The sequence below is a fragment of the Sphingomonas kaistensis genome (assembly GCF_036884275.1).
GTDB lineage: Bacteria > Pseudomonadota > Alphaproteobacteria > Sphingomonadales > Sphingomonadaceae > Sphingomicrobium > Sphingomicrobium kaistense_A.
In genome coordinates, this window is record NZ_CP145607.1 from 1,876,278 (window position 1) to 1,894,894 (window position 18,617).

Annotated in this window: 18 protein-coding genes; 9 read left to right on the forward strand and 9 right to left on the reverse strand. The window is 64.8% G+C overall.

The window, feature by feature from the left end; translation table 11 throughout:
- The first annotated feature begins 138 nt into the window (after positions 1-138).
- Entirely contained in the window at positions 139-600 is a 462-nt protein-coding gene (gene dksA / locus V6R86_RS09090; RefSeq protein ID WP_338503920.1) for an RNA polymerase-binding protein DksA, read from the forward strand.
- An 86-nt stretch (positions 601-686) separates the two neighbouring features.
- Here the strand turns inward: dksA and V6R86_RS09095 are convergent, their stop codons facing one another.
- Positions 687-851: a YdcH family protein gene (locus V6R86_RS09095; RefSeq protein WP_338503922.1), complete on the reverse strand. Its 165-nt coding sequence runs from the start codon at positions 849-851 to the stop codon at positions 687-689.
- Between the two features lie 156 nt (positions 852-1,007).
- On the opposite strand from V6R86_RS09095, the gene V6R86_RS09100 reads away from it, so the two are divergent.
- The 4 genes from V6R86_RS09100 to V6R86_RS09115 all read left to right on the forward strand — a co-directional run bounded on the left by V6R86_RS09100 (position 1,008) and on the right by V6R86_RS09115 (position 3,379).
- Entirely contained in the window at positions 1,008-1,202 is a 195-nt protein-coding gene (locus V6R86_RS09100) for a YdcH family protein (RefSeq protein WP_338503924.1), read from the forward strand.
- 94 nt (positions 1,203-1,296) lie between these two features.
- The gene (locus V6R86_RS09105) at positions 1,297-1,785 is read left to right on the forward strand and encodes a DUF1465 family protein (RefSeq protein ID WP_338503926.1); all 489 of its coding nucleotides are present in this window, start codon (positions 1,297-1,299) and stop codon (positions 1,783-1,785) included.
- Positions 1,786-1,802: 17 nt separating this feature from the next.
- Complete coding sequence (locus tag V6R86_RS09110) at positions 1,803-2,948, forward strand: iron-containing alcohol dehydrogenase (protein ID WP_338503928.1); 1,146 nt, start codon at positions 1,803-1,805, stop codon at positions 2,946-2,948.
- The gene (locus tag V6R86_RS09115) at positions 2,945-3,379 is read left to right on the forward strand and encodes a thioesterase family protein (protein ID WP_338503930.1); all 435 of its coding nucleotides are present in this window, start codon (positions 2,945-2,947) and stop codon (positions 3,377-3,379) included. Before V6R86_RS09110 ends, V6R86_RS09115 begins: the two co-directional genes overlap by 4 nt.
- Here V6R86_RS09115 and V6R86_RS09120 read toward each other — a convergent pair.
- Positions 3,376-4,329, reverse strand: a complete 954-nt coding sequence (locus V6R86_RS09120; RefSeq protein WP_338503932.1) for a nitronate monooxygenase family protein — start codon at positions 4,327-4,329, stop codon at positions 3,376-3,378. The two genes, V6R86_RS09115 and V6R86_RS09120, sit on opposite strands and share 4 nt — an antisense overlap.
- Before the next feature lie 139 nt (positions 4,330-4,468).
- Here V6R86_RS09120 and V6R86_RS09125 point away from each other — a divergent pair, with 139 nt between their 5' ends.
- Together V6R86_RS09125 and argH are read left to right on the forward strand one after the other, a co-directional pair.
- Entirely contained in the window at positions 4,469-8,344 is a 3,876-nt protein-coding gene (locus V6R86_RS09125; protein WP_338503935.1) for a PAS domain S-box protein, read from the forward strand.
- A 44-nt stretch (positions 8,345-8,388) separates the two neighbouring features.
- Complete coding sequence (gene argH / locus V6R86_RS09130) at positions 8,389-9,759, forward strand: argininosuccinate lyase (protein WP_338505461.1); 1,371 nt, start codon at positions 8,389-8,391, stop codon at positions 9,757-9,759.
- Here argH and V6R86_RS09135 read toward each other — a convergent pair.
- From V6R86_RS09135 to argC, 5 genes are read right to left on the reverse strand one after another with little or no spacing between them, the layout of a single operon-like run.
- Positions 9,745-10,971, reverse strand: a complete 1,227-nt coding sequence (locus tag V6R86_RS09135; RefSeq protein WP_338503937.1) for an argininosuccinate synthase — start codon at positions 10,969-10,971, stop codon at positions 9,745-9,747. The two genes, argH and V6R86_RS09135, sit on opposite strands and share 15 nt — an antisense overlap.
- 6 nt (positions 10,972-10,977) lie before the next feature.
- Entirely contained in the window at positions 10,978-11,838 is an 861-nt protein-coding gene (locus V6R86_RS09140; protein ID WP_338503939.1) for an ornithine carbamoyltransferase, read from the reverse strand.
- Positions 11,835-12,743 (reverse strand): acetylglutamate kinase, encoded by a 909-nt coding sequence (gene argB, locus V6R86_RS09145; RefSeq protein ID WP_338503941.1) that lies wholly within the window; start codon positions 12,741-12,743, stop codon positions 11,835-11,837. The genes V6R86_RS09140 and argB overlap by 4 nt, the downstream gene beginning before the upstream one ends.
- The gene (gene argJ, locus V6R86_RS09150; RefSeq protein WP_338503942.1) at positions 12,740-13,903 is read right to left on the reverse strand and encodes a bifunctional glutamate N-acetyltransferase/amino-acid acetyltransferase ArgJ; all 1,164 of its coding nucleotides are present in this window, start codon (positions 13,901-13,903) and stop codon (positions 12,740-12,742) included. The genes argB and argJ overlap by 4 nt, the downstream gene beginning before the upstream one ends.
- Entirely contained in the window at positions 13,900-14,916 is a 1,017-nt protein-coding gene (argC, locus tag V6R86_RS09155; RefSeq protein ID WP_338503944.1) for an N-acetyl-gamma-glutamyl-phosphate reductase, read from the reverse strand. Before argC ends, argJ begins: the two co-directional genes overlap by 4 nt.
- Positions 14,917-14,973: 57 nt before the next feature.
- Here argC and V6R86_RS09160 point away from each other — a divergent pair, with 57 nt between their 5' ends.
- Positions 14,974-15,438, forward strand: coding sequence for a hypothetical protein (locus V6R86_RS09160; protein ID WP_338503946.1), 465 nt, complete (start codon positions 14,974-14,976; stop codon positions 15,436-15,438).
- A 398-nt stretch (positions 15,439-15,836) separates the two neighbouring features.
- On the opposite strand, the gene V6R86_RS09165 is transcribed toward V6R86_RS09160, so the two are convergent.
- Positions 15,837-16,001, reverse strand: a complete 165-nt coding sequence (locus tag V6R86_RS09165; protein ID WP_338503948.1) for a hypothetical protein — start codon at positions 15,999-16,001, stop codon at positions 15,837-15,839.
- A gap of 592 nt (positions 16,002-16,593) precedes the next feature.
- Positions 16,594-17,700 carry a PAS domain S-box protein gene (locus tag V6R86_RS09170; RefSeq protein ID WP_338503950.1) on the reverse strand — a complete coding sequence of 369 codons (1,107 nt, stop codon included), beginning with the start codon at positions 17,698-17,700 and terminating at the stop codon, positions 16,594-16,596.
- A gap of 527 nt (positions 17,701-18,227) precedes the next feature.
- Between V6R86_RS09170 and V6R86_RS13865 the strand changes: the two genes are divergently transcribed.
- Entirely contained in the window at positions 18,228-18,599 is a 372-nt protein-coding gene (locus V6R86_RS13865; RefSeq protein WP_425335950.1) for a PilZ domain-containing protein, read from the forward strand.
- The last annotated feature ends 18 nt before the right edge of the window (positions 18,600-18,617 follow it).

Consider the following 18,617-nt stretch of genomic DNA (forward strand, 5'->3'; position numbering starts at 1 on the left):
TAAGCTCCGGAAATGCCTTGTGATCGCTCCTTGCGGTCCTGCGTCTGAGCAGGGGCAAGCGGCGGGTGTGCTTTGGGTTGGTACCGGCGCGCCATGGTGACCATGCCGCCGGTCTCCGACCCGTTTGGGGAGGGGAAAATGGCTACCGCTTTGAGTGACGTGTACGACACACCGGAACCGTTTGACCGCATCATCCTCCCCGACGGCTATCGCCCAAGCGACGAGGAAGAATTCATGGGGTCGACCCAGCGGGCTTATTTTCTCGCCAAGCTGCGCGCCTGGAAGGAAGCGATCGTTGAGGAAAGCCGGGCGACCATGGCTCAGCTCCAGGTCGACACGCTGCGCGAACCCGACCTTGCCGACCGGGCTTCCAGCGAAACCGATTGGGGAATCGAGCTTCGCACCCGCGACCGCCAGCGCAAGCTGATCGCCAAGATCGACGCCGCCATCCGCCGCCTCTACGCGGGCGAATATGGCTATTGCGAAGTCACCGGCGAACCGATCAGCCTTGGTCGGCTGGAAGCGCGCCCAATCGCGACCATGACGCTCGAATCGCAGGAGCGTCACGAGCGGATCGAAAAAGTCAGCCGCGACGATTGATCGGCGGCGCTACCCTGCAGAAGGGAAGTCGCGGTTCCGACTGGCACCTCCCCGCCGCGCGAGCGACAGGGAGGCGGTTTGTCAGCTCAATGCACCGTCAGGCCGAGCATTTCGTCCTTGAGGCGGAGCTTCTCTTTCTTGAGTTGGTGAAGAAGGATGTCGTCGGGGTTGGGTCGCCGCTCTTCCGCGTCAATCTGTGACTGGATTGCGGCATGCTTTGATTCGAGTGCCTCGACGTGAGCCTTTTCCATCGTGCGTCATTCCCTTTCATTGGTGTGACAGCCACAAGAGAAAACCATGAATCGGCCCGTTTGTCCCGCGCAATTTGCGCCACCCGCCGCGCGAAGCCTGCGTTTTGGCGCGCTGGCGCTTACTCCTTCTTCGCAGCTTTGCGGTAACGGTTCGGAATGAACGACGACCAGCCCACCGAGCGATTGCAGGCGCTTCGCACCGAACACCGCATCCTCGACGCCGAGATCGCGGCGCGGATCGCGGCGGGCGACGATATGCTGGCCGTGGCGCGCATGAAGAAGCGCAAGCTTCGGCTCAAGGACGAAATCCAGGCGCTACTCGACGACTGCGTCCCGGACATCATCGCGTGAGATCGTCCCGCATCGGGACGCGCGGGAGCCGGAACGCCGCTGCGGCTTTCCTCTCCCGAGCCCCTGCGCTTATGGTGAGCCGCCTATGAAAGACGTGTCCAACTCCGAAGCCGCAACAGCAGGCAGCCGCATCACGCCGCGCCTGGTGGAAAGCCTGTACACCGAGGCGATGCTGCTGGCCGACGAGGCGCGGACCTATTTCGACACCGCCAGTCGCGCGGATCGCGACGCGCTCGACCCCTTCGTACGGGTCGGCTTCGCCTGCGAATCGCTCAAGGTGACCACCCGGTTGATGCACATCATCGCCTGGCTGCTGACCCAGCGCGCGGTGGAGACCGGCGAGCTCAGCGAAACCTGCGGCCGCCGGCCGGAGCGCCGCCTCGGCCATGCCGGCGCGAGCGACCCGCAGGTGCTGGAGCAGCTTCCCGCCGCCGCCAAGGCGCTGATCTCGTCGAGCATCGACCTGTATGAGCGGGTTGGCCGCCTCGACGAGGAGCAATTAAGCGACCAGCCGGTGCCGAGCCCGGCGCGCGCCTTGATGGGCCGGCTCGAACGCGACCTCATCTGGAACGCGCCGCGCTGAGCCGCTACGGCTCGGATGTGACGAATAGCCAAATCCTCCATCCCGGTCCGCGGCTGCTGATCGGCCACGGCCGCACGCCTGAGCTTGCGGGCCTTCTTCCGGGCGGCCCCGTACTGCTGGTCACCGACCGGTCGGTGCGAACGATGGGCCTGCTCGACCCGCTGCTCACCGAACTGGAGCGCGAGCGCGAGGTGGTCCTGTTCGATGGCGTTGAGGCCGATCCCAGCCGCGCCACCCTGATGGCAGCGGTCGAGGCGGGGCGGGCGGGCGGCGCCACGTCGGTCGTCGGCTTCGGCGGTGGCAGCCCGATGGATGTGGCAAAGCTTGCGGCCTATCTCCTCGGCTCGGGCGACGATCTCGACACAATCTGGGGCGTGGGGCTGGCGCGGGGGCGGCGCCTGCCGCTGGCATTGGTCCCGACCACCGCCGGGACCGGCTCCGAAGCGACGCCCGTGGCGATCATCACCGTCGAAGGCGCGGAAAAGAGGGGCGTCAACGCCGCGCCGCTGATCCCCGACGTCGCCGTGCTTGACGCTTCGCTGACGCTGGGCAAACCGCGCGGCCTGACGGCGGCGACGGGCATCGACGCCATGGTCCATGCGGTCGAGGCCTATACCTCGGCCAAGGCTAAGAACCCGGTGTCGGACATGCAGGGGCGCGAGGCGTTGCGCTTGCTGTCGGCCAACCTGATCACCGTTTGCGAAGAGCCGAGCAATGTCGCCGCCCGCGAAGCGATGCTGGTCGGCGCGCACCTCGCCGGGCTGGCTTTCGCCAACGCCCCGGTCGCCGGCGTCCATGCGCTCGCCTATCCGCTCGGCGGCATTCACCATCTGCCGCACGGCCTCAGCAATGCGCTGATGCTGCGCCCCGTACTGTCCTTCAACGCCGAGGCCGCGCGTGAGCCTTATGCCGAACTCGCCGCCATCCTCGACCCTGCGGTCGCCACGCTGGGCACCCAGGCCGCGGCTGCGCAATTGGTCGAGCGGCTGGAGGAACTGGTGATCGCCAGCGGCCTCAAGCCGCGGCTTCGTGATCACGGCATTGGGCGGGAGGAAGCCGCGATGCTGGCGCGCGAGGCGATGAAGCAGACCCGCCTGCTGGTGAACAATCCGGTGCCCATCAGCGAAGCCGACGCCCAGCGCCTGTACGAGGCCGCCTGGTGAGCCGCCCGGTCCCGCCGCGCCGCGATCCATTTGGGCGCTGGCACGACGTTTCGCTCCGCTGGTCGGACAACGATGCCTACGGGCACGTCAATAATACGATCTATTACCAGTGGTTCGACAGCGCCGTGAACGCGTTTCTGGTGGGCGAAGGGCTGCTCGACATCGTGGCCGGCGATCCCATCTGCCTGGTGGTCGGCACCGCCTGCGATTATTTCGCGCCGCTCAGTTTTCCGGGCGAGGTCGAGATCGGCCTGCGCGTCGTCGAGCTGGGTCGCTCCAGCGTGCGCTATCATCTGGGCGTATTCGCCAAGGGGGCTGAGGAAGCGGCCGCCGCGGGAAGCTTTGTCCACGTGGCGGTGGACCGCTCCGGACGGCGTCCGGTGCCGTGGCCGGACAATTGGCGACAGGTGCTGGAGGCTTTTCGCGCCTAGCCGCAGACCCGCGACCTTGCCGCGCGATATTCCTCGCTCCACCGTGCGATGAGGTCGGCGGCGGGCTGGACCTTATCGATCGCGCCGATGCCCTGGCCGGATCCCCAGATGTCCTTCCACGCCTTGGCGCTGCTGCCACCGCCGAAGCTCATTGCCTCCGCGCTGCTTTCCGGCAGATTATCGGGATCGAGCCCGGCCTTTTCGATCGACGAGCGCAGATAATTGCCATGCACGCCGGTGAACAGGCTCGAATAAACGATGTCCTTGGCCGATCCGTCGACGATGCCCTGCTTGTAGTCGCCTTCCGCACGCGCTTCGTCGGTGGCGATGAAGGGTGAGCCGACATAAGCGACGTCCGCGCCCATGGCCTGTGCCGCCAGGATCGCGCCGCCGGTGGCGATCGAGCCGGACAAAGCGAGCGGGCCGTCGAACCAGCTGCGGATTTCCTGGATCAGCGCGAAGGGCGACCAGCGGCCGGCATGGCCACCAGCCCCCGCCGCCACCGCGATCAGGCCGTCGGCGCCTTTCTCGATCGCCTTGCGGGCGAAGCGGTCGTCGATGACGTCGTGAAGCGTGATCCCGCCCCAGCCATGGACGGCCTGATTGAGCTCTTCGCGCGCACCAAGCGAGGTGATCACGATCGGCACCTTCCACTTGGCGCAGGTCGCCATGTCTTCCTCGAACCGGGTGTTCGAACGGTGGACGATCTGATTGACCGCAAACGGCGCGGCGGGCGCATCGGGATTGGCGCGATCGTGCGCGGCCAGGGCCTCGGTGATCTCGTGCAGCCATTCGTCGAGCTGCGCCTGCGGCCGCGCGTTCAGCGCCGGAAAGCTGCCGACCACGCCCGCCTTGCACTGAGCGATCACCAGCGCCGGATTGGACACGATGAACAGGGGCGCACCGATGACCGGCAGGCGCAGAGTGTCGAAAACGGGCGGCAGAGACATGGACTTCCCCGGCTGATCAGCAATGGCTCTCAGCGCTAGGTCGGGCGCCCAAACGGTGCAAGCCCCGTCCTTCGGCCCCGTTTGCCAATCTTCAGTGCGCAAGGCTATGAAGCGTGGTGCCCGAAACGAGTGTCTTTGCATGGATGCCTTGAACAACGCCGGGTCCGACCAGTTTCCGCCGTCCTTGTGGCGCGATCTCGCCGACCAATTGCCGCAGCTTGCGTGGATCTCGGACCGCGACGGGCGCGCCCTGTGGTTCAACAAACGCGCGCTGGACTATCTCGGGTTGAAGCCTGAGGAGATGATCGGGAACGGCTGGTTCAAAGCCCTTCATCCCGATGCGCGCGCCGGCACGGTCGAAACGTGGCGGCAAGCGTTGGAACACGGTATCCCTTACGAATGCCATTATGCCCTGAGGCGTCACGATGGCGTGTATCGGGATTTCCTGGCTCGGGCCGAACCACATCGTGGGGCCGGGGGCGAGATCGACTATTGGTTCGGCACCACCACCGATGTCACCGACCAGCGCGCCGAGCAGGAAACGGCCCGTCGTGCCGCCGAGGAGATTGAGGCGATCTATGCCACCGCGCCGGTCGGCCTCACCGTGCTCGACAAGGAGATGCGCTTTGTCCGCATCAACGAGCGGATGGCCGAGCTCAACGGCATCCCGGCAGCCGACCATCTCGGTAAATCCGTTCGCGAGCTGCTACCCGCGCTTGCCGATCAGGCCGAAAGCGCGCTCCAGCGGGTTTTCGCGGGCGAAGATATCATCGGCCTCGAGCTTAGCGGCGAAACGCCCGCGGCGCCGGGCGCCGTCCGAACCTGGCGGGAAAATTGGCTACCCATGCGAGCGGCCAACGGCGAGATTACCGCCGTGGCCATTTCGGCCGAAGAGGTTACTGCGTCCAAAGCGGCCGAACGAGCACTCGCCCGCTCCGAAGCCCAATTCCGGACCCTCGCCGAGGCGATTCCCGGCATGTTGTTCGTCACCGACAGCGATGGCGGGAACCGTTACGTCAATGAGACTTTTGCGACCTTTTCGGGCCTGCCCAAGGAGCAGCTGCTTGGCAAAGGCTGGCTCCAGCTTCTTCATCCCGATGATCGCGATCGCACGTTGGCGGCATGGGCCGACGCCAACGCCCAGGATCGCCCGTACGAAGTGGAATACCGGCTTCGCAATCACGCCGGCGACTATCGCTGGATCGCGGCTCGTGCCCTCAGAATCCCAGCCTCCGACGGCGAGGGCGGTGAGCAGTGGGTCGGCACCTGCATCGACATTCACGACAGCAAGGTCGCCGAGCAGGAGCTGCGCGAAAGCGAAGCGCGGGTTCGGATCGCCAGTGACCATTCCGACGTGTCCTTCTGGGACGTCGATCTCGTGCACCATACAGTGGTATGGCCGAAACGCCTGAGGGCGATGCTTGGCATCTTTAGCGACCGACCCGTGTCGCTTCAGGATTTCTACGACACGATCCATCCGGACGACAGCGAACGGGTCATCACTGCATTTGCTGCAACCATGGATCCGGACAGGCGTGCGGTCTACGATGTGGACTATCGGGCGATCGGCAAGGAAGACGGCATCGTCAGGTGGGTCACCGCCAAGGGGCGCGGCTTGTTCGACGCCGAGGGCCGCTGCGTGCAAGTGCTCGGCACCGCCGTCGACATCACGCAGCGCAAGCAGGCCGAAGAGGACGTTCGCCGAAGCGAAGAGCGGTATCGCGCCCTGTTCAACTCGATGGAGCAGGGCTTTTGCATCATCAATTTGAGCTTCGATGAAGACGGACAGCCGTGCGACCATCGCTTCGTCGAGATCAATCCCGCATTTTCACGTCAATCGGGACTTCCGCAGGACGTTCTGAACAAGTCGATCCACGACGTGGTGCCCGGCCTCGATAATAGCTGGACCGAACGCTATGGAGAGGTTCTGCGCACCGGCCACTCCAAGCGTTTCGTCGATTATGCCGAGCCGCTTGGACGCTGGTTCGAAGTCTATGCCTTTCCCCTCGGCCGTGCCGCAGAAAATAACGTCGCGCTTCTGTTCAGCGACGTGACCGAGCGGATGGAGCGCGAAGAGGCCCTTCGCCGCAGCGAGAACGAACTTCGCCTCCGCCTCAACGCCATTCCGCAGATGGTCTGGTCGACGCTGCCCGACGGTTATCACGATTTCTACAACGACCGCTGGTACGAATTTACCGGAACCCCGCTCGGCTCGACCGACGGCGAAGGGTGGAACGGCATGTTCCATCCCGAAGACCAGGCGCAGGCCTGGGCGCGGTGGAACGAGTCGCTGGCGACCGGCCAGCCCTACGAAATCGAATATCGTCTGCGGCACCATACCGGCAGCTATCGCTGGGTACTCGGCCGCGCGCTGCCGATCCGCAATGAAGCGGGCGAGATCGTGCGCTGGATGGGGACCTGCACCGATATCGACGACCGCATCGCCGCCGACCGCGCGTTGCGTGACAGTGAAGCACGGCTCCGCGCGATCCTTGAAGCCGTCCCGGTCGGTCTGATGTTTGCCGATTCCTCCGGGCGGCTGACCGGCTGGAACCACCAGATCGCGGAATTCCTTGGGCATGACCTGGTCGAGAGCAGCCGGGTCGAGGATTATCGCGACGACTATGTCGCCTTTCACGGCGATGGGCGCCAAGTCGAAAGCGACGAATATCCGCTGGCCCGCGCGCTCGCCGGCGAAGCACGGCCCGAGCTCGAGGTGCGAGTCCGGCGCGGCGACGGCTCGCTGCGCTGGCTGCGCTACGTCGCGGCGGCCATACGCGACGAGCAGAGCGGCGAGATCACCGGCGGGGTGGTTGCCTCGATCGACGTCGACCGCGAACGGCGGCTTACCGAGGGGCTGGAGCGCGAAGTCGAAAAGGTGATCGCCGAGCGCGAAGTGGCGCAGGAAGCGCTTCGTCAGAGCCAGAAGCTGGAAGCGATGGGCCAGTTGACCGGCGGTGTCGCGCACGACTTCAACAACCTTCTGACTCCGATCATCGGCAGCCTCGATTTGCTGCAGCGCAAGCAGATCCTCGACGAACGCACCGGCCGGCTGGTCGAGGGCGCGCTCGCCTCCGCCGAAAAGGCACGGGTGCTGGTCCAGCGCCTGCTCGCCTTCGCCCGCCGCCAGCCGCTGAAGCCGCAGGCGATCGATCTCCGGCGCGTGGTGTCGGAAATGAGCGAGTTGGTGGATTCGACCTCCGGGCCGCGCATCCGGGTTGTCACCGACCTTCCCGACAGCCTGCCCGCGGCGCTTGCCGACGGTAATCAGCTCGAAATGGCGCTGCTCAATCTCAGCGTGAACGCGCGCGACGCCATGCCCGAAGGCGGCACGCTCAGCATCGGCGCGCGAAGCGAGGAGGCGGGGGCGGGCACGAAGCTTGGCCTGCCTGCGCAGCCGCATGTTGTGCTGTCGGTCAGCGATACCGGCACCGGCATGGACGAAGAAACCCGCCGCCGCGCGATCGAGCCTTTCTTCTCGACCAAGGGCCTCGGCAAAGGCACCGGGCTTGGCCTGTCGATGGTGCATGGCCTCGCCGCGCAGCTCGGCGGCGCGCTCGACATCCGCTCGGCGCACGGCATGGGCACCACCATCGAATTATGGCTCCCGCTCGCCGCAGAAGCCGCCGCCAGCAACGTGGCAAGCGGCTCCGAGCCCGACGCGCACGGGGCGGGCACCGTGATGCTGGTCGACGACGAGGAACTGGTCCGTGCCTCGACCGCCGGAATGCTCGCCGACCTCGGCTACCGCGTGGTCGAGGCCGATTGCGGCGAAGCGGCCCTGTCGCTCGTAGCCGATGGGTTGGTTCCGAGCCTGCTGATCACCGACCAGTTGATGCCCGGGCTCAGCGGCACCGACCTCGCGGTTCGCCTGCGCGAGCGCTTCGCCGGGCTGCCGGTGCTGGTGGTGTCGGGCTATGCCGACCTTGAAAGCCTCTCGCCTGCCTTCCCGCACCTCAGCAAGCCGTTCCGCCAAGCCGAACTTGCCGCCGCGCTGGAGAAGGTGACGGTTTGAAGCGCAGGCCTTATGAGCCGCTGCCCATGAGCCAGAGCAACAAGATGTGGGGCGGCCGGTTCGCCGCGGGCCCGTCCGAAATCATGCAGACCATCAACGCCTCGCTGCCGGTCGACCGGCGGATGTGGCGTGAGGATCTGGCCGGCTCGCGCGCCCATGCCACCATGCTGCGCGATCAGGGCATCGTCGGTGCCGAAGACGCCGCGGCGATCCTCGCAAGCCTCGACACCATCGAAGCGGAGTTCGAGGCGAACGGCCCGCCGACCGACCTTGCGCTGGAGGACATCCACATGGCGGTCGAAAGCCGCCTGGCCGAGCTGATCGGCCCCGCCGCCGGGCGCCTCCACACCGCGCGTTCGCGCAACGATCAGGTCGCGACCGACTTCCGGCTGTGGGTGCGCGGTGCGTGCCGGGAGAGCGCCGAGGCGATCGTCCGCCTGCAATCGGTACTGATCGCCTGTGCCGAGGAGCATGCCGACACCATCATGCCCGGCTTCACCCACCTCCAGGTCGCGCAGCCGGTGACGCTCGGCCATCACCTTCTCGCTTATGTCGAAATGCTGCAACGCGACGTGTCGCGCTTCTTCGCCGCGGACGAACGGGCAGGGGAATGCCCGCTGGGCGCCGCGGCGCTGGCCGGCACCGGCTTCCCGATCGACCGCGAGGCGACCGCCGCCGCGCTCGGCTTTGAGCGGCCAACCGCGAACAGCCTCGACAGCGTGTCGGACCGTGACTTCGCACTCGATTACCTCGCCGCCGCCGCGCAATGCAGCCTGCACCTGTCACGCCTCGCCGAAGAACTGATCAACTGGGCCAGTCCGCCGTTCGGCTTCGTCCAGCTCAGCGACCAATGGTCGACCGGCAGCTCGATCATGCCGCAGAAGCGCAATCCCGATGCGGCCGAGCTGGTGCGCGGCCATTCGGGGCGGATCGTCGGGCTATTCACGGGCCTGATGATCACCATGAAAGGCCTGCCGCTGGCCTATTCAAAAGACATGCAGGACGACAAGGCGCCGACCTTCGAGGCGCATGACCTGCTCGCCCTCAGCCTCGCCGCGCTGGCCGGGTCGGTCGAAAGCGCCGCGTTTAACCCAGCCCGGATGCGCGAAGTCGCCGCGCAGGGCTTCGCCACCGCGACCGATCTCGCCGACTGGCTGGTGCGCGAGGCGGGCGTGCCGTTCCGCGAGGCACATCACATCACCGGCCGCGCGGTAAAGGCGGCGGAGGACGCGGGTTGCGATCTCGCCGACCTCTCGCTCGATACGTTGCAAGCCATCGATGCCCGCATCGACGACCGCGTCTACGATGTGCTGAGCGTCGAAGCCTCGGTGAACAGCCGGACCAGCCACGGCGGCACCGCGCCGGTCCGGGTTCGCGAGCAGGTCTCTCGGTGGAAGGAGCTACTGGATCTGTAGCTTCTTCTTGCGCTGGGCGGCAATGCGCAGGCGCAGGGCGTTCAATCTGATGAACCCCGCCGCATCGCGCTGGTCGTAGGAGCCCGAGCCTTCCTCGAAGGTCACCAGGTCCTCATCGTACAGCGAATAAGCACTCTCGCGGCCGATCACGGTGGCGTTGCCCTTGTAGAGCTTCATGGTCACCCGCCCGCTGACCATCTCCTGGCTCTGGTCGATCAGCGCCTGCAGCATCTCGCGCTCGGGCGCGAACCAGAAGCCGTTGTAGATCAGGCTGGCATAGCGCGGCATGAGCGAATCCTTGAGGTGCATCGCCCCGCCGTCGAGCGTGATGCTCTCGATCCCCCGGTGCGCCGCGAGAAGGATCGTCCCGCCCGGCGTCTCATAAACCCCGCGGCTCTTCATGCCGACGAAGCGGTTCTCGACCAGATCGAGCCGGCCGATGCCATTGTCGCGGCCAAGTTCGTTGAGGCGGGTCAGCAGCGCCGCCGGCGACAGCGAGACACCGTCGATCGCGACTGGATCGCCACGCTCGAAATCGATGGTGATCTCGGTCGGCGTATCGGGCGCGTCCTCGGGCGAGATGGTGCGCTGGTGGACGTATTCGGGCGCTTCCTGGCTCGGATCCTCCAACACCTTCCCTTCGCTCGACGAATGGAGCAGGTTGGCGTCGATCGAGAAGGGGCTCTCGCCGCGCTTGTCCTTGGCGATCGGGATTTGGTTCTTCTCGGCGAAGTCGATCAGTTGCTCACGGCTGGCGAACTCCCACTCGCGCCACGGCGCGATAACGCGGATGTCGGGCTCCAGTGCGTAATAGCCGAGCTCGAAGCGGACCTGGTCGTTCCCCTTGCCGGTGGCGCCGTGACACACCGCGTCGGCGCCCACCTGGCGCGCGATCTCGATCTGGCGCTTGGCGATCAGCGGACGGGCGATCGAGGTGCCGAGCAGATACTGGCCTTCGTAGACGGTGTTGGCGCGGAACATCGGGAAGACGAAGTCGCGCACGAACTCTTCCTGCACATCCTCGATGAAGATGTTCTCAGGCTTCACCCCGAGCAACTCGGCCTTGCGCCGTGCCGGCTCGACCTCCTCGCCCTGGCCGAGGTCGGCGGTGAAGGTCACCACCTCCGCGTCATATTCGGTCTGCAGCCACTTGAGGATGATCGAGGTGTCGAGCCCGCCTGAATAAGCGAGTACGACCTTGAGCTTAGCCATGGTTGTTCAGTCCTGCTGCAAAAGCCACATCAGCGCGCCGCGCGCCGTGTGCATGCGGTTTTCGGCCTGGCGCCAGATCGCGCTCTTCGGCCCGTCGATGACCCCCGCGGTCACTTCCTCGCCGCGCCGCGCCGGGAGGCAGTGGAGGAACCAGGCGTCGGGCGCCTGGGCCATCAGCGTCTCGTCGACCTGATAAGCGGCAAGGTCGGCCATCCGCCGCTCGGTCTCGCTGTCCTGACCCATCGACACGAACACATCGCTGTAGACGATATCGACCCCGGCTACCGCATCCCGGTCGGCGGTCTGGACGACACCAGCGGGCGCGTCCGACAGCTGATAGCCTTCGGGCGCGACGATCGTCAGCTCGGCGCCCAGCGCGGCGCAGCCCTGCGCCAGGCTGCGCGCGACATTGTTGTCGCCGTCACCGACATAAGCGATCCTGACCCCCTCAATCCGGCCGCATAGTTGGCGGATGGTGAGAAGGTCGGCGAGCCCCTGGAGCGGATGGTCGGTGCCCGACAGCATGTTCACCACCGGCACCGGGCTCGCCGCTGCCAGCGCCTGCAGGAGGCCGTGGTCGAACACCCGCGCGCAGATCACCCCGTGATAACAGGCCAGCGTTCGCGCGACGTCCTCAACGCTTTCGCGGGTGCCGATGCCAAGCTCGCCCTGCGTCAGATAGATCGGATGTCCGCCGAGCTGGTGCACCGCCAGCTCCATCGAGTTACGGGTCCTGGCGCTCGGCTTCTCGAAATACAAGGCCGCGCCTGTGCCGGCGAGCAGCGGGGCAGGGGGCGCTTCGGCCAGCGCCAGCATCGCTTCGATGTCGGCACGGCTGACGTCCGCGAGGGTCAGGAGATGGGTCACCAGTTGGCCTCCTGCCGGATCATGGTGCCAATACCGTGCCGGGTGAGCAGCTCGATTAGCAGCGCATGTGGCACGCGCCCGTCGATGATGTGGGCATAAGGAACGCCGCCCTCCACCGCGTCGAGGCAGGCGGTGAGCTTGGGGATCATCCCCCCGCCGACGCTGTCGTGGGCGATCCGCTCGCGCAGCTCGGCGGCGGTCAGGCGCGGGACCAGGCTGGTCTCGTCCTTGGCATCCTCGAGCAGGCCCGGCGCGGCGGTCAGATAAACGATCTTCTCCGCCCCCATCGCAATGGCGATCGCCTTGGCCGCTTCGTCGGCATTGACGTTGAACGGCTGCCCGTTCTCGTCCGCGCCGATGGTCGACACGACCGGGACCATCCCGCCGTCGAGCAGCTTCAGCAGGTGCTGCGCCCGAACCTCGGTCACATCACCGACGAAGCCTAGCGACGCATCGCGCTGCGTGACCCGCAGCAGTCCGGCATCCTCGCCCGACACGCCGAGCGCCACCGGCTCCGCGCCAGCCTCGCCATTGATGGTGGCGACCAGATCGCGGTTGATCTTGCCGACCAGCACCATGCGGACGATTTCCAGCGTCTCGGCATCGGTGACACGAAGCCCGTCGCGAAACTCGGGCTGCTTGCCGACCCGGCGCAGCATCGCATCGACCTGCGGACCGCCGCCATGCACCAGCACGCAGCGCACCCCGACCGAACGTAGCAGCAGCACGTCCTGCGCCAGAGCCCGGTCGCTCTCGGGATCGATCGCCGCGCCGCCCAGCTTCACGACGACCGACTTGCCGGCGAACTCCTGGATGTAGGGCAGGGCCTCGACCAGGATTTCGGCGGTGCTGGTGGGAGTCAGCTGGCTCTTGGCAAGCGACGCGGGGGAGGCAAGTGCAGTCATGACGTCACGCTATTCTCTTTTATGTAACCGGGGCCGAGATCGACCCCGATCACCCGCGCCTGGCCGCTTCCGGCACCGAGGTGAACCTCGATCCGAAATTCCTGACCCAGCATATGCTCGGTCAGCGCCTGCGCATCATGCGCGCAATTGGTGCCGCCTTCCGCCACTCGGATCCCGCCATAACTGACGAAGCTGCGGTCGACATCGAGCGCGACGCCCGCCGAGCCCGCCGCCGCCAGCAGCCGGCCCCAATAAGGATCGGCGCCGTACCAGCTACATTTGACGAGATTGTTCTCGGCGATGTTCTTGGCGGCGATCCGCGCCTCGGCGTCGCTGGCGGCGCCGGTGACGTGGAGATGGGCGAGGCGGGTCATGCCCTCGGCGTCATGCGCCATCTTGAGCGTCAACTGGCGGCAGGCTTCCTCCACCGCGCGGCCGAAGCCGTCGAGATCGGCAGGCGCGCCCTTGCGCCCGCTGGCGAACAGCATCGCCGTATCGTTGGTCGAGGTCGCGCCATCGACGTTGAGCGTATTGAAGGTCGCATCGCTCGCCGCCTTCAGCATCGCCTGAAGCATCTCGTGCGGCACATCCGCGTCGGTTGTCAGGAACGCCAGCATGGTCGCCATGTTGGGCGCGATCATCCCGCACCCCTTGGCCATGCCGCCGATCGACCAGCCGTCGCCCTGTACGACGACTTCCTTCGACACATGATCAGTGGTGAGGATGCCCTTGGCTGCCTCGGCGCCGCCTTCGACCGACAGCGTGTCGCCAAGCTTCGGGATCGCCGGCAGGATCACGTCCATCGGCAACGGCGTGCCGATGATCCCGGTTGAACAGACCAGCACCGCCGCCGCATCGATCCCCAGCGCCTGCGCGGTCGCGACGCCCATCGCCCGCGCGTCGTCGAGCCCGGCCGCGCCGGTCCCCGCATTGGCGTTTCCGCTGTTGACCACTACCGCCGCTGCCTTGCCGCCATTGGCCTGCAGCAGGTCGCGGTCCAGCGTCACCGGCGGCGCGCAGAACTTGTTCTGGGTGAAGACCGCGGCGCAGGTGACCGGCTGCCGGTCCTCGGTCGCGAGCAGCGCCATGTCGGGACGAGACTCCTTGATCCCGGCATGAAGCCCGGCGGCGACGAAGCCCTCGGGGGCGGTAACGCTCATGGAAACACTCCTTCGGCCGACAGGCCAGCGGCCTCGTCCAGCCCGAACATCAGATTGGCGCACTGGATCATCTGCCCGGCCGCGCCCTTGCCCAGATTGTCGATCGCACCGAGCGCCAGCACACGCTTGGTCCGGGCGTCATAACGGGCGGACACCACCGCGCCATTACTCCCCGTTACCCACTTGGTTGCAGGCGGCGCGTCGCTGACCCGGACGAACGGCTCGTCCGCATAAGCCGCGCGCAACGCTTCGAGCGGTTCGTCCGCCGTCATTTCCCGTGCCGCGGTGGCATAACAGGTCGCAAGAATGCCGCGCGTCATCGGCGCGAGGTGCGGGGTGAAAAGCACGGTCGCGCCCAGCGCCTGTTCCATCTCGGCGGTATGGCGGTGATTGAGGAGGCCGTAAGCGGCAAAGCTGCCGTCGACGGTATTGAACGCGGTGCCTTCCTTGACCGCCCGACCCGCGCCGCTGACCCCGCTCGCCGCATCGACGATCAGGCTGTTGGACTCGACCAAACCGGCATCGATCAGCGGCTTCAGCGCCAATATGGTGGCGGTCGGATAGCACCCAGCCGCTGCCACCGCCTGCGCGCTGCAGATGGCGTCGCGATGCAACTCGGGAATGCCATAGACGAAGCGGTCGAGCAGGTGCGGCGCCGCATGCGCTTCGCCATACCAGGTTGCATAATCTTGTTGATCATGCAGCCGGAAGTCGGCCCCGAGGTCGACCAATTTGGCCCCGGTTGCCAGAATCGCTTCGGCCCATTTCTGGCTTTCGCCGTGGGGCAGGGCGGCAAACACCAGATCGATGCCGTCGAGCGCTTCCAAACTGAAGCGCTCGACCTCAATTGCCCCCGTCGGCCCGCCGATATGCGGATGTACCACGCCGAGCCTCTGCCCGGCCTTGCTGTCGCCGAACAGGCGCGCCGCCTCGATGCCCGGGTGGCGGGCGAGAAGCCGAAGCAGTTCGCCGCCGACATAGCCGGAGGCTCCGAGGATCGCGGATCGAATCATGGGAGGGCGCCTATGGTCCCGTTTGCATCATTATGCAAGTTCATGCATATGGACCGCATGACCGACAGCCGAAATCGTCGCCTCGCAGCTCTGGCCGACCTGCTCCGACGCCTCAGCCTCACCCGTCAGGACGAGCTCGTTGCGGCGCTTCGCGAGGCCGGCCACCAAGTCACGCAGGCGACCGTCAGCCGCGACCTCGATCAATTGGGAGCGGTCAAAATCCGCCGCGGCGGCGAGACGCGCTATACCTTGCCCGATCGCTGGGACGTGGTCCCTGCCGATGAGACGCGCGTGCGTGCGCTGTTCGCCGAATGGGTCCGCAGCGCCGAGCCTGCGGGCAGCCTCGTCGTCTTGAAGACTCCGCCGGGATCGGCGCACCTCGTGGGGGTCGCACTCGACGCCAACCCGCCTGCCGCCGTGGTCGGCACAATCAGCGGCGACGACACCCTCTTCATCGCCTGCCGCTCCCCCGCCGACGCCGCCGCACAGGCGCAGGAATGGAAAGCCTGGCTCGCAAGCTGACCGCCGGATGGATGGAGTGCGGCAAGAACCATCGCCCGATCAGGCAACAGTCGTCACCCGCTGAAACTGTTTCGTATGGTGGAAGGTGGTGGACGCACTTGGGCTCGAACCAAGGACCCGCTGATTAAGAGTCCTGCGCGTCTTCAATGTTTTCAGTGGCCATTCCGACATTTCGTGCTTTGTTCACGCTCATATGGATCAATGGCTTAGCGACTTTGTCGGAATGGAATGAGGCGCTTCCCGGCACGACTTCACGTCCGCTTTGCGCCCTTTGCGGGCGCTCCGAGCAACAGCGCCGGCACCGATAAGCGGACGTTGGCCAGCTAAGGGACTATTGTACGTTGCCGAGGCAATTTCGCTTCTCCGAGAGGGCGGAGTACCGAGAGCCAAAGCGTGCGTCAGTCTCCCTCTTCCTCGCACTCCCGGCGGTGGCGCCGCATCATCTCGTCGGCTTCATCGAGCAGGTCCTGCGTCTTCTTGACGCTATCTCGCAGACCACGTTGACTTTTTTCCACCTCAACCTGCTGGCGATCGCGCCGCTCTTCTCGTGTTTCCTTAGCCATCTCAGTCACTCACTCAACGTAGCTAATTTGCCGAAGATCGATCGAGTTCGCAACAGCGGAGGCCGGCTTGTTGCTCGCGAATCGTGCGTGCTCGCCCGCTGCGATCGAACGTTGAGTGGCCACATATTCGAGCCGTTCCGACCACCACAGCCCATGTAAGGAGGATGGGCTCAGCGACTGCCTTCTCGAGTTTCCATTTTTCGTAATGATTCGATGCAGCTGCGCCGGGCACTGTTTTGTGCTTCAGTGGCTGACGCACCGAAAATCCCCGAGGTAGTTCCCTGATCCCAAAAATTGTAGTTTGATTGGGTCGTAAACGGATATTAACTTGAAACAGGCCTGGTGCCGAGGGGAGCAACCGTGCGTGAGTTTGAAGAGATAGTGAAGCTTCAGGAGGAAGCTGCTCGTTTCTATGAACGGGCAGGGAATGCGGTGGGCCCGACTGCTAGAGTTGCTGCGCGTCGCTTAGCTGCAGCTGCTCGACTCGACGCAGAAGCGCGTATCAGCGATGAATCTCCCGAGAAAGAGGAACGCTCAGACCAACGAAGGCGATAAACATCTCTACTTGGCAGCTTCAATGCGCCGCTGAGCTTCACTTGCGAACGGTAGTGACCTTGCTGTTCACAGCTGCTGGCAAAGTGAAGCAGAACTTTGTTCGCGACGGCTCTGACTCGCACCAGATTCTACCCCCATGATTCTCTATGATCTCGCGGCAAATGGACAGTCCGATACCGAGGCCGCCCTTCTTGGTAGAAGTGTTTGGCGAGAAGAGTTTGCTTCTTGCTTCCTCCGGAACTCCAGCGCCGTTGTCCGCTATGCAGATTTCTACGAAACTTCCGACACGACGCGCTGAGCAATCAAGGCGGGGGTCAGGGTGTCCAATCAAAGCTTCCGCAGCGTTCTTCAGAATGTTCAAGAGCACCTGCTCTGCTGGACCCTTGGCGACCAAGACTACTTCAGAACCCGGGCTGATGGTAATCACTGGCTCGACAGGCAAACTGCTCTTGATCAACGTCAGGCTTTCGCTGATCAGAAGGCTAAGGGGAACTCTTAAGCGGCGGAGAGGGCGTGCGCCTACTATGTCGCGGATTATCTTTAACACTTCTGCAGCCCGAAAGATGGCGGCCTGCGCTTCGGATACACTACTTAAGAGTACGTCGGCATTCCGGTTGGAGTCGCTGAGTGCGCGTTGACAGATGGAAAGGTAGTTTGTCGCAGCAGCAAGCGGCTGACTGAGCTCGTGCGCAATCATCGAGGCTGCTGTGCCCATCGCGTTCAAGCGAGATAGCTGCAAAACTTCGGCGTTGAGGCGCCGAATGTTTGCTTCGGCCTCCATCTCCGCCGTGAGATCACGCACAAAGCCAAGAAAATGGCGGCCGCCAACCGCACTGTGCATTGTTACTGCTAGTTCAACTGGAATCTCGTGGCCGGCACGATGAAGTGCTGCCAGCTTCACCCGCCTTCCTAGGATACGAACCTCGCCTGTCAGCAGAAAACGTGACATTCCTGCTTGATGCGCTGCTCTATGTTCCGGAGGAATAATGACATCCCTCATCTGCCTGCCTACGGCATCTCCTGCCGCATAGCCGAATATCTTCTCGGCGTTGCCATTCCAGGCAGTGATGATCCCCGCGTCATCGATGACCATGACGGCATCGAGCGAGGTCGAGAGGACTGCTTCGGTGATTGGATCAGACATCAAGCAGCAAGCCCCCTGCCCATCCTTGTCAAACTTGAGGAGCAGAGGCGCAAGTGCGAGGCAGCGAAACCTCGGGTGTGACGACCGAAGCGAAAGAGGCTGTGAGGAAAATCGTCAGCTCCGACCGTCAATGATCTTCTGCTTCAGATTGGTTTAGCAAGTTCTAGCGACCCCTCCGAAATGGACCCTTTCTCGTGAGAATACGGTATTTTCTCGCCGAGTGACTTGCCGTTACGAAGGCGTTTCAATCATGTGAGGAGAAGGCCGATGACTAATCCCGATCTCAGCGCGTGTTTGCAAAACGCGCTTACGCATGCCCTTGCTGCGCAGAACCCGCGGGTGCGCATCGCCTACATGGATCTAGCCGAGTTCTATGACGCGCAAAGGCGGCGTTTAGCGGCTCCTCGGCAGTCCAAACCCATCCTCTAAGTTGGTTGAGGTTACGCCGGCAGAAGCAGGCGTGCCAGCAAGGACCCACAAATTCAGACGCGGCGGTGGGGCGCGGCGTGGACCCGAATGGAGCCGCTATGCTCGAACGAAAAGGCTGGATCGATCGCGAGAGCCGCTCACCTTCGTGGGCAAAGGTTCAGCTTGCGGACGCGTCGCGAACAATCGAGGCGGTCATCACGAACATCTCCTCTGGGGGCTGCCGGATAAGAGCAGATTGGCCACTGCGGGTAGGACAATGCCTTAGGGTTCGCGTTCCGGGGGTAGGCAGTCTCGCGGCGTATACCCGCTGGAGCAGGCCGCCTTACGCAGGGCTGGCCTTCATCGCTGACAGCGAAATCTGGGAGGGGAGAACTGAAGACCCATTGGCGCCAGCTAGGCGCATGGTTGCCAGGGCTGGTCCAGCTCCCTCATCCCTTTTGGAGCAGACGGAAGCGTTAACGAGATTCTAAAGCGTTGGGAGCCGCCGC

What these genes read in the sequence shown, in the direction of transcription:
- V6R86_RS09165 (WP_338503948.1), bottom strand. Translation starts at nt 16,001, where the DNA reads ATGGCTAAGGAAACACGAGAAGAGCGGCGCGATCGCCAGCAGGTTGAG.
- dksA (WP_338503920.1), top strand. Translation starts at nt 139, where the DNA reads ATGGCTACCGCTTTGAGTGACGTGTACGACACACCGGAACCGTTTGAC.
- V6R86_RS09170 (WP_338503950.1), bottom strand. Translation starts at nt 17,700, where the DNA reads ATGTCTGATCCAATCACCGAAGCAGTCCTCTCGACCTCGCTCGATGCC.
- V6R86_RS09125 (WP_338503935.1), top strand. Translation starts at nt 4,469, where the DNA reads ATGGATGCCTTGAACAACGCCGGGTCCGACCAGTTTCCGCCGTCCTTG.
- V6R86_RS13865 (WP_425335950.1), top strand. Translation starts at nt 18,228, where the DNA reads ATGCTCGAACGAAAAGGCTGGATCGATCGCGAGAGCCGCTCACCTTCG.
- argC (WP_338503944.1), bottom strand. Translation starts at nt 14,916, where the DNA reads ATGATTCGATCCGCGATCCTCGGAGCCTCCGGCTATGTCGGCGGCGAA.
- argH (WP_338505461.1), top strand. Translation starts at nt 8,389, where the DNA reads ATGTGGGGCGGCCGGTTCGCCGCGGGCCCGTCCGAAATCATGCAGACC.
- argB (WP_338503941.1), bottom strand. Translation starts at nt 12,743, where the DNA reads ATGACTGCACTTGCCTCCCCCGCGTCGCTTGCCAAGAGCCAGCTGACT.
- V6R86_RS09100 (WP_338503924.1), top strand. Translation starts at nt 1,008, where the DNA reads ATGAACGACGACCAGCCCACCGAGCGATTGCAGGCGCTTCGCACCGAA.
- V6R86_RS09120 (WP_338503932.1), bottom strand. Translation starts at nt 4,329, where the DNA reads ATGTCTCTGCCGCCCGTTTTCGACACTCTGCGCCTGCCGGTCATCGGT.
- argJ (WP_338503942.1), bottom strand. Translation starts at nt 13,903, where the DNA reads ATGAGCGTTACCGCCCCCGAGGGCTTCGTCGCCGCCGGGCTTCATGCC.
- V6R86_RS09095 (WP_338503922.1), bottom strand. Translation starts at nt 851, where the DNA reads ATGGAAAAGGCTCACGTCGAGGCACTCGAATCAAAGCATGCCGCAATC.
- V6R86_RS09135 (WP_338503937.1), bottom strand. Translation starts at nt 10,971, where the DNA reads ATGGCTAAGCTCAAGGTCGTACTCGCTTATTCAGGCGGGCTCGACACC.
- V6R86_RS09160 (WP_338503946.1), top strand. Translation starts at nt 14,974, where the DNA reads ATGACCGACAGCCGAAATCGTCGCCTCGCAGCTCTGGCCGACCTGCTC.